Raw genomic sequence first — 14,003 nt, 5'->3', positions numbered from 1 at the left:
CATGTCCGATCCCACGACCTCCGGCCAGGTCGCGGCGCCCCCCGGCGGGCGTCTGCTGGCCGTCGCCAAGCGCGGGGCCGAGCACCTCCTGTGGGGTCGGGTCGCCGTCCAGCGACGGCTCGAGGCCCGGGCGAAGGGGGGTCGTCCCGCGCCGACGACCGTGCCGCCGACCGCCGTGCTCACCGACGGCGCGACGTGGCGGCGGGCCGTCGCCGAGGCCAAGCGCCTGCGCCTGCCGCTGCACCGTGACCTGCCGAAGAACTGGGACGCCCTCGGCGCCGTCGCCGCCGTCCTCGACCTCGCCGACGACGGCACCCGCAGCGCGCGGGTCATGGACGCCGGCAGCGCCCGCTACTCGCCGGTGCTGCCGTGGCTGCGGCTCTACGGTTTCGGTGCCGCGCCCGGCTCGCTCATCGGCATCAACCTCGAGTTCGGGTCGCAGGTGACCCGCGACGGGGTGGCCTTCCGCTACGGCGACGTCACCGACACGGGTCTGCCGACGGCCCACCTCGACGCGATCACGTGCATGTCGGTCATCGAGCACGGCGTGCCGCTCGAGGGCTTCGTCTCCGAGTCGGCGCGCCTGCTGCGCCCCGGTGGCGTGCTCGTCGTCTCGACCGACTACGACCAGGACCCGCCGGACACGACGGGCAAGGTCATCTACGGCTCGCAGGTCCACATCTTCTCGCCCGAGGAGATCCGCGAGCTCGTCGCGCTCGCCGACCGCCACGGTCTCGAGCTCGTCGGCACCGTCGACGACGCGACGCTGGCGCACAGCGAACGCCCGGTGCACTGGTCGAGGGTCGACCTCGACTACACCTTCATCCTGCTGACCTTCCGCAAGCGCTGACCAGACCGACCCGTGTCACCCTCTGCGCGCCCGCGTCACCGTTTGGGGTGACACGGGCCCGCGCGGGGTGACACGGGTCAGCGCGCACTCCTCGCGAGCAGCGAGCCGAGTGCCGACTCGTAGGCGGGCAGGTCCGCCGGTCGGTCGCTGAGGAGGCGGAAGATCGCCGCCCGCAGCATCGCCTGCCCGCGCCGACCGGTGGCCCACTCGTCCATGACGTGTGCGGGTGCGAGGGAGCGCATGACCGCGTCGAGCACCGCGACGGCCTGCGCCCACAGCGCCGGCCGCCAGTAGGGCGAGACGTCGATGACGACCGGGGCCCCCTGCGGGTCGAGCAGGACGTTGCCGGCGAGGTCGCCGTGGACGAGCTGCGCGGGCCCGAGGTCGGTGTCGTCACGGGCTGCGGCCAGGCGGGCGAGCAGGTCCCGGCCCTCCGCGTCGAGGGCGTCGTCGGGGAGCGGGCGTTCGCCGAAGGCCACCCGCTCGGCCACGGCCCAGCGTCCTATCGGTGGCTCGTCGCCGAGGGGCCACGCGGTGACCGCCCGGGCGAGCTCCGCGTGCAGCACGGCACCGACCGCGAGCGTGGCCGTGAGGTCGGTGAGCGGGAGGGTGCCGGGCTCGTAGCGCGTGGCGGCCCACCCGTCGACGACCCAGCTGCCGTCGCGCGCGGGCACCGGCATCGCGATCCGCAGGTCCCGGTGGTCCCGCCCGGGCCGGGTGTCGAGCTCGACGGCGAGCCGGGCGAGCGGTGGGCTGAGCCGGTCCTGGACGCGCGGCTCGCGGCCGGGGGAGAGGAGCAGGTCGCCGGCGCGCACACTGCGGCCCTGCCCGCCGGTCACGGGCTCGAGGGCGCCCGGCACCGCGAACATGTCGAGCACGTGCTCGGTCGGTCGCATGGCCTCACGCTATGTCACCTGCGACCGGCACAATCGTCGGCGTGACCAGCCACCCCGACCCGACGACGCGGTGCCACCGCCCGCCCGCGCCCGTCGACCTCGGACTGGTGCTGCCCCCCTTCGTCCGGGGTGGCGGTGACCCGACGAGCCACCGGGCGGGCCGCGACTGGTGGTTCGCGTGGACGACGCCGGCGGGCACGGTGACCCTGCTCCTGACCGACGAAGGGGGTGAGGTCGTCGCCTCGGCGTGGGGAGACGGTGCCGACTGGATCCTCGACCGGCTGCCGGACCTCGTCGGGGGGCGCGACGACCCGAGCGGCTTCGTCCCGCACCACGACCTCGTCGCGCGTGGGTGGCCGCGGCTGCGCACCTGGCGGGTCCCGGCCAACGGGCTCGTCGCCCAGATGCTCGTGTGCTCCGTCCTCGAGCAGAAGGTCACCGGTCGCGAGGCCTTCAGCAGCCAGCGGCAGCTGGTGCGGCGCTTCGGCTCGCCGGCGCCCGGGCCGGGGGAGGAGCTCGGTCTCGTCTGCCCGCCGACCGCCGCGGAGTGGGCCCGGATCCCGTCGTGGGCGTGGCTGCGCGCCGGCGTCGACGGCGCCCGCTCGCGGGTCGTCGTCACCGCGATGCGGGTCGCCGGTCGCCTCGACGAGTGCGCCGACCTGCCGCTGGAGCAGGCCCACGCGCGGATGCGCTCGCTCCCCGGCGTCGGCGTCTGGACCGCTGCGGAGGTCGCCCAGCGGGCACTGGGCGACGCCGACTCACCGAGCTTCGGCGACTACCACGTCGCCAAGGACGTCACCCTCGCCCTCGACGGCGTCGTCGGCGACGACGCCCGCATGGCCGAGCTGCTCGAGCCCTACGCCGGTCAGCGCTACCGGGCCCAGGTCGTCATCACCGCCACCGCCGGCCACCGACCCCGACGCGGCCCGCGCCGCTCCCTGCCCACGCACCTCCCGACGCGCTTCTGAGCCCGGGTCGGATCGGTCTCCGTCGCGGACGACGACCGGGGTGGCCCTAAGGACGAAGCCGGCGGGTCTCCCCGCAGCGTGCGTCGGTCCGTCGGCCGGCTTCGCCCATGAGTCGGGCCACCCCGGTGTCGTCCGCTCCTTCAGCTGCACCCGCGGGTCAGGCGTGCGTGAGGACGTCGGCGGGGGAGGCGTCGGCGGGGAGCCAGGTGGCGCGCAGGTCGCGGTACAGGGCGGAGACGGCGTCGGCGGTGGGCTCGAGGCCGACGGCGGCGAGGGAGGGGCCGAGGTCGGTGAGGTCGGGGGTGACGCCGACGATCTTCGCCGAGGTGCCGCGCAGGGCATCGCGGACGCCGGGGACACCGAGGACGATGCCGATCGACAGCACGGGGTCGCCGGGGGCGAGGACGACGAGGTCGGCCTCGCGGACGGCGTCGAGGACGCCGGGGGCCGCGGCGGCGCGGTCCATGCCCGCGACGACGAAGCGCGTGGCGGCGGGGCGGCCGAGCTCGTGACGCCACTGCTGCACGTGGACGGCGCTCTGGCCCTCCTCGTCGTCGAGGACGACGTGCGTCTCGACGGGGACGTCGCTCATCGGCAGCAGCCGGACCCCCTTCGCCGGGAGGCCGTGCCGCTCGGCCAGGCGTGCGGTGACCTCGCTCGGGGTGGCGCCCCGGCCCAGCCAGGCGGTGCGGGCGAGGTGGGTGGCGACCTCGCGGTCGGCGACCGGGAACCACGCCGGCAGGACGCCGAGGGCGCCGAGCTCGTCGGTGACCACGGAGGTATCGGCGGTCGACGGGACGTCGGAGAGCGCGGCGAGCAGGCCGTCGACGTCGGGGGACAGGCGCAGCCCGCCGAGCGAGATGTCGTCGCCGGTGTTGGCCACCACGGTCACCTCGTCGGCGCCGGGCGAGGTGGCGAGGTGGTCGGCGAGGCCGCGGACGAAGGGGGCGCCGGCGGGCCCGCCGGAGATCACGGTGATGCGCATGGGAGACATGTTCTCAGCCGGGCGTCGGAGGCCAGTGCAGCGGTGGACCGTTCGCCGCTCCATAGCCTGCTCGGCTTGACGACGCACGCATGACACGCATGTAATTACAGACATGTCAGGCCGCCAGACGGTGTGACGTGAAGTACAGGGTCGAGTGCCGAGGTCGAGGAGGGACCATGCACGAACTTCAGCTGATCACCGGTGGTGACATCGACGACGAGTCCACGGAGCTGTCTTGGCAGGAGCGTTCGCTCTGCGCCCAGACGGACCCGGAGGCCTTCTTCCCGGAGAAGGGCGGCTCCACCCGCGAGGCCAAGAAGGTCTGCGTCGGGTGCGAGGTGCGCCAGGAGTGCCTCGAGTACGCCCTCGAGCACGACGAGCGCTTCGGCATCTGGGGCGGCCTGTCGGAGCGAGAGCGCCGCAAGCTCAAGAAGCGCGCGGTCTGACCGTCGGCGAGGTCGTGACGCAGCCCAGCCCCACGTCAACCCCCGCCACCCCCTCTCGGCGGACGACGGCCCCACCGGCGACCGTCACCGCGGTCGTCGTCGCACGCACCCGTGAAGCCACCGGCCAGGTCCTGAGCGCCCTCCTCGCCCAGGACCGACTGCCGGACCGACTCCTCCTCGTCGACGGCGCCATCGACGGGCTCGGTGACACGAGCGACCTCCTCGCTCCGGTCGACGAGGCCGGCATCGACGTCCTGACGACGACGCTGGGCCCCCGCCGCGGTCTGCGGCGCATCCTCCCCGCGATGATCGACCGGCTCCCGAAGGCCGACGTCGGACGCGACCTCGTCTGGATCCTCACCTCGCGGGCACGCCCCCACCCCGAGGCGCTGCGCCGCCTCGTCGCGGCGACCGGCCGCGGGGTCGGCATGACTGCTCCCAAGCTCGTCGACGAGCGCGACCCGAGCCGGATCGTGCGGATGGGCCTTCAGGTGACCCGCGCCGGGCGGATCGTCCCGCACCCGGTCGCCGGCACGACCGACCAGGGCCAGCACGACGCCGACATCGACGCGATCGCCGCCCCGCTCGACGGGCTGCTGCTCGACCGCGAGACCTACGAGCGTCTCGACGGCCACGACCCCGCGCTCGGCGACCTCGGGGGCGACCTCGACCTCGGCTGGCGCTCGCAACGCGCGGGTCGACGAGTCGTCATCGTCCCCGAGGCCAAGGTCGCGGTGCGGCCCACGGCCGCGGAGCGCCGCCCGACGACCGAGCACCGCCGCCAGGCGCGACGGGCCGCGCTCACCCGCGCCCACGTGGCGACCGCGCCCTTCCTCGCGCTGTGGATCGCCCTGTCGAGCCTCGTCGTCGGCCTCGGGCTCGTCGTGCTCAAGCGGCCCGGCATGGGTGCCGACGAGCTCGCCTCGCTGCCGGCCGCCCTCGACCTGCGCACGCTGCGCTCGCGGCTGCGTGGGCGGGCGCCCCGCGAGGTCTCTCGCAGCGACCTCGACGCCCTCTTCGTCACCCCGGCCGACGCCCGACGACGCATCGTCGACGACGCCCGCAGCGGTGTCGGCCGCGACCCCGTCGTCGACGCCCGCTCGCTCGAGGTCGAGCGCAAGGGCGGCTGGCTGACCCACCCCCTCCCGTGGCTCGTGCTCCTCGCCGGCGGCCTGTCGATGTGGTCGGCACGGCACATCACCGGCGAGCTGCGCCACCGCACCGACTTCGGCCTCGTCGGCGGCGAGCTCCTCGGCGGGCGCGCGACGGCGGGCCAGCTGTGGGACAGCTGGTGGATGGCCTGGCACGGCCAGGGCTGGGGCTCCGGCACGGAGCAGAGCCCCGCGCTCGTCGTGCTCTCGCTGCTCTCGCGCCTCGTGTCGTGGATCCCCGGTCTCGGGGCCAGCCACTCGCCGGCCGGCGTCGTGCTGGCCCTCCTCGTCGTCACCGCCCTGCCGCTCGCCGCGGCCACCGCCTGGACGGCGGGCCGCACCTGGTCGACGCACCGCTGGGTGCGCGCGGCCGCCGCACTCGCCTGGGTGACGACCGCGCCTGCCGCACTCGCCGTGGGCGAAGGGCGGATCGGCGCGCTCCTCGCCCTCGTGCTGCTGCCGCGGATCGCGGCCGGTCTCGTGCGGGCCGGCCGACGCACGACCACCTACAGCGACACCGTGCGCACCGCCCTGTGGGGCGCCCTGCTCGCGACCGTCGTGCCGGTCGTGGGAGTGGTGCTCGTCGCCGTCGGTCTCGTCCTGCTCGTCGGCGGTGACTCGCGTCGCCGGGCCCGCGGGATCACGCTCGCCGTCGTGCCGCTCGCCCTCGCCGGTCCGTGGCTGCTCGCCCTGCAGGAGCAGCCGCGCCGGCTGCTCACCGGGTGGGGCATGACCGACGTCCAGCTGAGCACCTCCGCGACCGACCTGGCCCTCGGGCAGCTGCCCGGTGGCGCCCCGACCACGTGGTGGACCGCGGCCGTCCTCGCGATCGGCCTGCTCGCCCTGCTCGTGCCCGGCCGTCGTGCCGGGTCGTGGCTCGCGGGTCTCGTCGGCCTGCTCGGCCTCGCCTGGGCCCTCGGCGCGCCCCACCTCGTCCTCGGCCATCGCCCGGCTGGGGCGCCCGACCCGAGCGCAGCGCTCACCGCCTGGGCCGGCCTCGGGCAGATCGTCCTCGTCGGCGCCGCCCTCGTCGCGGTGCTCATCGCCTCCGACACGCTCCCGGACCGACTGCGCGGCAGCGGTGCTCGCGCCTGGCTGGCCCTGCCGGCCCTCGCGCTGCTCGTCGCCGCCGTCGGCAGTGGTGTCGTCGTCGGCCAGCACTCCTACGGCGACGACCTGACCACGTGGCGCGAGCCGCGGCCGCTCGTGGCCGTCGCCGCCGCCGAGGGGTCGCTCGGGTCGCGCGCACTCGTCGTCGAGCCGACCGACGAGGGCGTGGTCTACCGCCTCGTCGGCGACGAGCCCGGCGCCCTCGTGCGCGACCTGCCCGTGGTCGGCGAACCGGTCCCCGGGGAGGAGGAGGTCGCTGCTGCGGTGGCCCAGCTCCTGGGCGCGGGGGAGGGCACGCGTGCCGCGAGCGACGTCCTTGCCGAGCACGCCGTCTCGCACCTCGTCGTCGTGGACCCGACGCAGGCGCAGCGCCGCCTCGTCGACGCCTCGCCCGGCCTGAGCCGGCTCGGGTCGAGTGCCGGCACGACGACCTGGGCCGTGCGCTCCGAGGTCACCCACGAGTCGGTGCCCTCGCGGGTGCGCGTGACGACCGCGCGCACGAGCGACGCCGTGGCCGTCGAGGGTCCGCACGGCGACACCGGTGGCGACGTCGCGATCGCGAAGGCCGACATTCTCACCGTCGCCGAGTCGCTCGACTGGAGCGACCGGGTCCAGGTGCGCGCCGATGGTCGACTGCTGCGGGCGCAGACCCACAGCGCCGTCCCGACCTACGAGCTGCCCGAGGGCACCGACGAGGTGAGCGTCGCGGTCGGGGCCGGACACCCGTGGTGGAAGGCCGCCCAGGGCCTGGCCCTGCTCCTGGCCCTCTACCTCGCCCTGCCGACCGAGCGCCGTCCCGACCCCGAGGAGGAGGACGAGCGATGAGCGAGTCCCGACCGTGGGCCGCCCCCGTGGCCCGAGGAGTCGTCGTGGCGGCTGCCGCCGCCGGCCTCGTCGTCGGCGCCGACCGACTCGGCGCCGCGCCGGACGCCACCCCACCGTCCGGCGGCGCGTCCAGCGCGGCGACGACCCTGACGACGAGCTACTGTCCGGGCGACCCCTTCGCCGGCGGTGACGACGAGACCCCTGATGTCGACGTCAGCGGGTCCGTCGACGCCCACGCCGCGCCTGCGGACGTGCTCGAGGGCGTCGTGCGGCCCGCCGACGACCCCGGCCGGATCACCATCGACCCGCTGTCCAAGGCGGCCAGCGGCGTCCCGCGCGACTCCTCGACGAGCGGCCCGACCGACGTCTCCGACGACGACCTGCGGTCCGACCCCCTTCGTGTCCGTGGCACCGGCGAGCGGGCGCCCGGGCTCGTCGCGACGCAGAGCCTCACCGCGACCGACGGCGACGTCCAGGGCCTCGCCGCGCTCCCGTGCACCGCGCCGACCGCCGACGCCTGGCTCGTCGCCGGCGGCGGGGACAAGGGGCGCCAGGAGCGGCTCGTCCTGACCAACCCCGGCGGCAATGCCGTCACCGTGCAGGTCGACGTCGTGGGCGCGAAGGGGGGCGGCTCCGACGGTCCCGGCCGCTCCGTCGTCGTCCCCGCGGGCGGACGCAACGTCGTCCTCCTCGACAGCATCGGTGGGACGGCCGCGCCCCAGGCCGTGCACGTGACGAGCACGGGCGGGCTCGTCTCGCCCGCGATCGTCGACCACCACCTCGACGGCCTGACGCCGGCGGGCCTCGACGTCGTCGGCCCCACGGCGGCGCCGGCGCGCCGACTCGTCCTACCGGGCAATGCCAACGGCTCCGGGCGCGGCATCGTCATCGCCGCACCCGGCGACCGGGAGGCCGTCGTGCAGGTCCGCCGGCTGAGCGAGGACCCGGCACGCAGCGCCAAGGTCGTCACGGTGCCGGCGGGCGAGGCCGTCGACGTCGAGCTGCCGCTCGCCGACGGCATGCGCTCGTGGGTCGTCGAGTCCGACGAGCCGGTCGTGGCCGCGGCGTGGACCGAGACCACCGGTGCGGGGGAGCGCCGGGACATGGCCTGGTCGGTGGCGACACCGGCCTTCGGCTCGCTCGGCGGGGCGGCCCTGCCCCGGGTGCCCGAGGACGTCTCGCGGCGCTTCGTCGAGGTGACCGCCGCGGACGGGCCGGCGCAGGTCGACGTCCTCGTCTCCCGCGACGGCGAGGTGACGACCGAGGAGCTCGAGCTCGACGACGCGCACAGCCAGGCGCTGCCCCTGGGTGACGCGGACGCCGTGTGGGTGCGGCCGGACGAAGGCCGGGTCCACGCCGCCGTGCTCTACCTCAGCCCGCCCGGGGCCCAGACCGTCGGCGCCGCGTCGGTGCCGCTGCTGCCCTCGCGCGTCGCCGTCCGCGACGTCCCCGTCGTCCGCGCCCGCTGACGCGCGCGCCCGCGGCTCTCGGCGCTGGGTCGATGTATGGGGGTGCGCTGGGGCCCACTCGTATACATCGACTCGCGGCCCCTGGCGCTGGGTCGATGTATGGGGGTGCGCTGGGGCCCACTCGGGTACATCGACCCAGCCGCCGCCGCGGGGTCAGCGGGGCGGGTCGACCTCATCCGGGTCGACGCCGAGGAGCCGGGCCACCTGCTCGACCATCACCTCGTGGACGACCTCGGCCTGGTCGGCGCCACGGGAGATCGTCTCGACCGGGCGGCGGTAGACGACGATGCGCGCCGGCAGCAGGCCCTGCTGGGGCCACAGCCGGGCGAGCGGGACACCTTCCTCCCAGCCCTGCGGGTCGGACGGCGGGATGTCCTCGACGGCGAACTCGACATCGCCCCACCGGCGACCGAGCACCCCACGGAAGCGCTGCGCCGTGTCGATGACGAGGTCGTCGAAGGCCTCGGCGCGGGTCGCCATCGCCGGGACGACGGGGTGGGCCAGGGGCCCGCGCAGGCCCCGGCCACGACGATCACGATGACGGCTCACCCTCCCGATCGTAGGTGTCGGGCGACGGCGTGGCGTCGCGCATCGGGCCGATCGTGGCCTAGCCTGCACGGGTGTCCGTCTCTCGCCAGTGCTCCCGTGCCGCGTGCCCGCGACCGGCGGCCCGGACCCTGACCTACGTCTACTCCGACTCCACGGTGGTCCTCGGCCCGCTCGCGACCTACGCGGAGCCCCACGCCTACGACCTGTGCGACGACCACGCCGCCCGACTCACCGCCCCGCGCGGCTGGGACGTCGTGCGCCTGGCCGCCGACCAGCCCGCGCCCGCGACGCACGACGACCTCGTCGCGCTCGCCGAGGTCGTGCGTCGCCGGCCCGAGCCGACGACCGACTCAGAGCGCACCCGCCACGTCGCGACGAACGCCCGCCCCGAGCCGACGAGCATCACCGAGACGGGGCGCCGCGGCCACCTGCGCGTGCTCCGCGACCGCGACTGATCCCGCATCCGCCGCCCGCCCCTGCGCGGCATAGGCTGGCGCGGTGACCATCACGCTCTCTGACTTCGTCAAGGCCTACGACGTCCGCGGCCTCGTCCCGGACCAGCTCAACATCGACGTCGCCCACGCGCTGGGGGCCGCCTTCGCCGAGGTCATCGCGCTCGCCGAGGGCGCGCCGGCGGTCGTCATCGGCCACGACATGCGACCCAGCTCGCCCGAGCTCGTCGACGCCCTGGCCCGGGGCATCACCGCCCGCGGTGTCGACGCGATCCTCATCGGTCTCGCGAGCACCGACGGGCTCTACTACGCGAGCGGCGCGCTCGGCCTGCCCGGCGCGATGTTCACCGCCAGCCACAACCCCGCCCGCTACAACGGCATCAAGTTCTGCCGCGCCGGCGCCCGCCCCGTCGGGCAGGACAGCGGCCTGGCCGACATCCGCGACCTGGCCCAGAGCCACCTCGACGGAGGAGTGTCCGCCTTCGACGGGGTGCGCCCCGGCAAGATCACCCAGCGCGACGTCCTCGTCGACTACGCGGCCTTCCTCCGCGGCCTCGTCGACCTGTCGGGCAGCCGCCCCCTTCGCGTCACGGTCGACGCGGGCAACGGCATGGGTGGGCTCACCGTCCCCGCCGTGCTCGGCACCGGCAGCGGCCTGCCGCAGCTGCCGCTCACCATCGACCCGATGTACTTCGAGCTCGACGGCACCTTCCCCAACCACGAGGCCAACCCCCTCGACCCCAAGAACCTCGTCGACCTGCAGGAGCGGGTGCGCAGCCACGGCGCCGACATCGGCATCGCCTTCGACGGTGACGCCGACCGCTGCTTCGTCGTCGACGAGCGGGGCGAGCCGGTCAGCCCGAGCGCGATCACCGCGATGATCGCCCGCCGCGAGATCGACCGCGAGGTCGCCGCCGGGCGCGACGCCGGCGAGGTCGCGATCGTGCACAACGCCATCACCTCCGCCGCGGTGCCGCAGATCATCGCCGAAGGGGGTGCCCGGCCCGTGCGCACCCGCGTCGGTCACTCCTACGTCAAGGCGGTCATGAGCGAGCACGACGCCGTCTTTGGCGGCGAGCACTCCGCGCACTACTACTTCCGCGACTTCTGGTTCGCCGACACCGGGATGCTCGCGGCGATGCACGTGCTCGCCGCCCTCGGCGAGACCGACGCCCCGCTCAGCGAGGTCATGGCGCCCTACGAGCGCTACGTCGCCTCCGGCGAGATCAACTCCACCGTCGCGGACGCCCCGGCCGTCACCGAGGTCGTCCGGCAGCGCTGGGCGACCGACGGGGTCGACGTCGACGAGCTCGACGGCCTGACCCTGACGCATGCCGGCGACGACACGACGCCGATGTGGTGGTTCAACCTGCGCCCGAGCAACACCGAGCCGCTGCTGCGGCTCAACGTCGAGGCCGCCGACGAGGCGACCATGGCGCGGGTGCGCGACGATGTCCTGACGACGATCCGAGAGGCCTGAGATGAGCGACACCACGATCGAGCCCTGGCTCCGCGAGATCCTGCGCTGCCCCGCCTGCCGCAGCGAGCTGCGGGACGAGACCGGCTCCGCGGGCCCCGAGCTCGTGTGCACGAGCGGCACCTGCGGCCTCGCCTACCGCGTGGAGGACGGCATCCCCGTGCTCCTCGTGGACGAGGCCCGGCCGCGGGCCTGAGGCGACGATGTCCCCCTTCGACGAGACGCTGCTCGACGACGAGGGGCAGCGCCGTGCCGTCGACAGCACGGACATGCTCCGTGCGCTCGCCGGTGCCGGCGCCCAGGTGCGCCGCGCGGTCACGACGGTCGCCGAGAGCGACCTGACCGACCTGACCCGTGACCGGCCGCGGGCGGTGCACGTCGCCGCCGTCGGGGGAGCGGAGGCCGTCGGCGCGGTCCTGCGCATGCTCGTCTCCCGGGGCGGCCCGGTGCTGCTCTCCGCCGAGGGCTCGGGCCCGCTGCCGGGCTGGGTGGGCACGCTCGACCTCGTCATCGCGGTCTCCCTGTCGGGGCGTGCCGAGGGGCCGGTGCGACAGGCCCGCGAGGCCGGCCGCCGCGGCGCCCGCCTGGTGACGATCGGCGCCCCCGACAGCCCGCTCGCCGACGCCGCGGCGCACGCCCGCGGGGTCCACCTGCCGGTCGAGGTGCCCGGTGGTCACTCGCGCACCGCCATGTGGGGTCTGGTGACCGCAGCCGTCCTGGCGACGAGCGCCGCCCGCATCACCGACGTGCGTCCCGAGGTGATGGCCGGCGTCGCCGACCGCCTCGACGAGCAGGCGGAGCGGTTCCGCCCCGACGCCGAGTACTTCGTCAACCCCGCCAAGACCCTCGCGCTCGACCTGTCGCAGGTCGCGCCGGTGGCGCTCGGCGACGGCCCGGTCACCGGGGTCGCCGCCCACCGCACGAGCGCGATGCTCGCCCGCACGGCGCGCACGCCCGCGACGTGGGGGAGGCTGCCCGATGCCGCCGCCCAGGTCGTCGCCTGCCTCTCCGGCCCCCTGGCCGGGGGGCCGCGGACCGCCGACGGCGAGCGCGACGTCTTCGCCGACCCCTACCTCGACGGCCCGGCTGGTCCTCAGCTCGGGCTGCTCCTGCTGCGCGACCCCGTGCCGGAGGTCGGCGACGACCCGGCGGAGCTCGAGCGGCACAACACCGCGCAGTCGGTCGCCGACCACGCCGAGGCCACCGGCGTGCGGCTCCTCGAGCACACGGCCTCGCCCGGGCACCCCCTCGAGCGCCTCGCCGAGCTCGTCGCGCTCACCGACTTCGCCGCGACCTACCTCGCCATCGGCCACGGGCTCGACCCCGCGACCGTCCCCGGCATCTCCGACCTCCACCTGCCCAGGAAGGCCTCAGAGTGATCGACGTCGACATCGCTGTCATCGGCAGCGGATCCGGCAACAGCCTGCTCATCGACGACCTGTCGGACCGCACCTTCGCGATGATCGAAGGGGGTGCCGTCTTCGGCGGCACGTGCCTCAACGTCGGGTGCATCCCGACGAAGATGTACGTCCACGTCGCCGAGGTGGCCACCTCCGTGCGCGAAGGGGGCCGGCTCGGTGTTGACGCCACGCTCGAGCGGGTGCGCTTCACCGACGTGCGTGACCGCGTCTTCGGCCGGATCGACCCGATCTCCGCCGCCGGCGAGGCCTACCGGCGCGACGGCGAGGGGGTGCACCTGCTGCGTGGACGGGCCCGCTTCACCGGGCCGCGCGAGCTCGAGGTCGACCTGCTCGACGGCGGCACCGAGCGGGTGCGGGCCGGGCAGGTCGTCGTCGCCACCGGGTCACACGCCGTCATCCCCGACGACCTCGCGGCCGCGGCACAGCGCGAGGGCATCACGCTGCACACCTCCGACACCGTCATGCGGCTCGACGAGCAGCCGGAGCGGATGCTCGTCGTCGGCGGTGGCTACATCGCCATGGAGATGGCGCACGTCTTTTCGGCCTTCGGCACGCAGGTCGTCGTCACCGCCCGCGGCGACCGGCTCCTGCGCCACCTCGACGACGACATCTCGGCCGCCTTCACCACGGCCGCCACCGAGCAGTGGGACGTGCGGCTCGGCACGCAGGTCACCGACCTGCACCGCGGCGACACCGGCATCACGGCCACCCTCACCGACGGGTCGACCGTGGAGACCGACGTCGTGCTCGTCGCGACCGGCCGCCGACCCAGCACCCAGGACATGGGCCTCGACCTCGCCGGCGTGCAGGTGCACGACGACGACCGCGTCGTCGTCGACGAGCACGGCCGCACCACCGCCGACGGGGTGTGGTCCCTCGGGGACGCCAGCTCCCCCTTCCAGCTCAAGCACGTCGCCAACCACGAGGCGCGCATCGTCGCCCACAACCTCGCCCACCCCGACGACCTGCAGTCCTTCACCCACACGGCGGTGCCGGCCGCGGTCTTCACCCACCCGCAGATCGCCTCCGTCGGCCTCACCGAGGAGGAGGCCCGCGAGCAGGGGCTCGACGTCCGCGTCAAAGTGCAGCAGTACGGCGACACCGCCTACGGCTGGGCGATGGAGGACACGACGAGCATCTGCAAGGTCATCGCCGACCGCGCCACCGGTCGCCTCGTCGGCGGTCACCTCCTCGGGCCCCAGGCGTCCACCCTCGTCCAGCCGCTCATCCAGATGATGGCCTTCGACCAGCCGATCGCCGAGATGGTCCGCGGCCAGTACTGGATCCACCCGGCGCTGACCGAGGTCGTCGAAAATGCCCTGCTCGGCCTCGACCTCAACCCCAGCGAGGACTACGTCGAGTCGCCGCCGCTCGCCTGAGCGCACGGGCCGCCCTGCTCCCATA

Annotated in this window: 13 protein-coding genes; 10 read left to right on the top strand and 3 right to left on the bottom strand. The window is 75.1% G+C overall.

The window, feature by feature from the left end; translation table 11 throughout:
• Nucleotide 1: 1 nt before the first annotated feature.
• Nucleotides 2–850 carry a methyltransferase domain-containing protein gene (locus NMQ01_RS11310; RefSeq protein WP_255184028.1) on the top strand — a complete coding sequence of 283 codons (849 nt, stop codon included), beginning with the start codon at nt 2–4 and terminating at the stop codon, nt 848–850.
• 77 nt (nt 851–927) lie between these two features.
• Here NMQ01_RS11310 and NMQ01_RS11305 read toward each other — a convergent pair whose 3' ends face one another.
• Nucleotides 928–1,746: an aminoglycoside phosphotransferase gene (locus NMQ01_RS11305; RefSeq protein ID WP_255184027.1), complete on the bottom strand. Its 819-nt coding sequence runs from the start codon at nt 1,744–1,746 to the stop codon at nt 928–930.
• Between the two features lie 41 nt (nt 1,747–1,787).
• Here NMQ01_RS11305 and NMQ01_RS11300 point away from each other — a divergent pair, with 41 nt between their 5' ends.
• Nucleotides 1,788–2,714 carry a DNA-3-methyladenine glycosylase gene (locus NMQ01_RS11300; RefSeq protein ID WP_255184026.1) on the top strand — a complete coding sequence of 309 codons (927 nt, stop codon included), beginning with the start codon at nt 1,788–1,790 and terminating at the stop codon, nt 2,712–2,714.
• Nucleotides 2,715–2,871: 157 nt separating this feature from the next.
• Here the strand turns inward: NMQ01_RS11300 and NMQ01_RS11295 are convergent, their stop codons facing one another.
• Nucleotides 2,872–3,699 carry a 2-phospho-L-lactate transferase CofD family protein gene (locus NMQ01_RS11295; RefSeq protein WP_303707806.1) on the bottom strand — a complete coding sequence of 276 codons (828 nt, stop codon included), beginning with the start codon at nt 3,697–3,699 and terminating at the stop codon, nt 2,872–2,874.
• A gap of 176 nt (nt 3,700–3,875) precedes the next feature.
• Here NMQ01_RS11295 and NMQ01_RS11290 point away from each other — a divergent pair, with 176 nt between their 5' ends.
• From NMQ01_RS11290 to NMQ01_RS11280, 3 genes are read left to right on the top strand one after another with little or no spacing between them, the layout of a single operon-like run.
• A complete protein-coding gene (locus tag NMQ01_RS11290; RefSeq protein WP_255184025.1) occupies nt 3,876–4,145 on the top strand; it encodes a WhiB family transcriptional regulator in 270 nt (89 codons plus the stop codon).
• Nucleotides 4,146–4,159: 14 nt separating this feature from the next.
• The gene (locus NMQ01_RS11285; protein WP_255184024.1) at nt 4,160–7,231 is read left to right on the top strand and encodes a glycosyltransferase; all 3,072 of its coding nucleotides are present in this window, start codon (nt 4,160–4,162) and stop codon (nt 7,229–7,231) included.
• The gene (locus NMQ01_RS11280; RefSeq protein ID WP_255184023.1) at nt 7,228–8,700 is read left to right on the top strand and encodes a DUF5719 family protein; all 1,473 of its coding nucleotides are present in this window, start codon (nt 7,228–7,230) and stop codon (nt 8,698–8,700) included. The genes NMQ01_RS11285 and NMQ01_RS11280 overlap by 4 nt, the downstream gene beginning before the upstream one ends.
• Nucleotides 8,701–8,853: 153 nt before the next feature.
• Here NMQ01_RS11280 and NMQ01_RS11275 read toward each other — a convergent pair whose 3' ends face one another.
• Nucleotides 8,854–9,249, bottom strand: coding sequence for a metallopeptidase family protein (locus NMQ01_RS11275; RefSeq protein WP_255184022.1), 396 nt, complete (start codon nt 9,247–9,249; stop codon nt 8,854–8,856).
• 71 nt (nt 9,250–9,320) lie between these two features.
• Here NMQ01_RS11275 and NMQ01_RS11270 point away from each other — a divergent pair, with 71 nt between their 5' ends.
• Genes NMQ01_RS11270 through NMQ01_RS11250 form a run of 5 tightly spaced genes read left to right on the top strand, consistent with a single transcriptional unit; the run spans nt 9,321 to nt 13,978 of the window.
• Nucleotides 9,321–9,704 carry a DUF3499 domain-containing protein gene (locus tag NMQ01_RS11270; protein ID WP_255184021.1) on the top strand — a complete coding sequence of 128 codons (384 nt, stop codon included), beginning with the start codon at nt 9,321–9,323 and terminating at the stop codon, nt 9,702–9,704.
• 43 nt (nt 9,705–9,747) lie between these two features.
• Nucleotides 9,748–11,181, top strand: a complete 1,434-nt coding sequence (locus tag NMQ01_RS11265) for a phosphomannomutase/phosphoglucomutase (protein ID WP_255184020.1) — start codon at nt 9,748–9,750, stop codon at nt 11,179–11,181.
• 1 nt (nt 11,182) lies between these two features.
• Nucleotides 11,183–11,374, top strand: a complete 192-nt coding sequence (locus NMQ01_RS11260; protein WP_255184019.1) for a Trm112 family protein — start codon at nt 11,183–11,185, stop codon at nt 11,372–11,374.
• Nucleotides 11,375–11,381: 7 nt separating this feature from the next.
• A complete protein-coding gene (locus tag NMQ01_RS11255; protein ID WP_255184018.1) occupies nt 11,382–12,557 on the top strand; it encodes an SIS domain-containing protein in 1,176 nt (391 codons plus the stop codon).
• On the top strand, nt 12,554–13,978 hold the full coding sequence (locus NMQ01_RS11250) for a mycothione reductase (protein WP_255184017.1): 1,425 nt from the start codon (nt 12,554–12,556) through the stop codon (nt 13,976–13,978). Before NMQ01_RS11255 ends, NMQ01_RS11250 begins: the two co-directional genes overlap by 4 nt.
• The last annotated feature ends 25 nt before the right edge of the window (nt 13,979–14,003 follow it).

It is taken from the genome of Janibacter sp. CX7, from assembly GCF_024362365.1.
In the GTDB taxonomy this organism is placed as follows: domain Bacteria; phylum Actinomycetota; class Actinomycetes; order Actinomycetales; family Dermatophilaceae; genus Janibacter.
Note: the sequence above shows the minus strand (reverse complement) of the source record. Positions and strands in the feature narration are given on the sequence as shown.

Excerpts from the sequence above, each read along its gene's own strand:
- NMQ01_RS11305 (WP_255184027.1), bottom strand. The coding sequence starts at position 1,746 with ATGCGACCGACCGAGCACGTGCTCGACATGTTCGCGGTGCCGGGCGCC.
- NMQ01_RS11280 (WP_255184023.1), top strand. The coding sequence starts at position 7,228 with ATGAGCGAGTCCCGACCGTGGGCCGCCCCCGTGGCCCGAGGAGTCGTC.
- NMQ01_RS11255 (WP_255184018.1), top strand. The coding sequence starts at position 11,382 with ATGTCCCCCTTCGACGAGACGCTGCTCGACGACGAGGGGCAGCGCCGT.
- NMQ01_RS11295 (WP_303707806.1), bottom strand. The coding sequence starts at position 3,699 with ATGCGCATCACCGTGATCTCCGGCGGGCCCGCCGGCGCCCCCTTCGTC.
- NMQ01_RS11310 (WP_255184028.1), top strand. The coding sequence starts at position 2 with ATGTCCGATCCCACGACCTCCGGCCAGGTCGCGGCGCCCCCCGGCGGG.
- NMQ01_RS11290 (WP_255184025.1), top strand. The coding sequence starts at position 3,876 with ATGCACGAACTTCAGCTGATCACCGGTGGTGACATCGACGACGAGTCC.
- NMQ01_RS11260 (WP_255184019.1), top strand. The coding sequence starts at position 11,183 with ATGAGCGACACCACGATCGAGCCCTGGCTCCGCGAGATCCTGCGCTGC.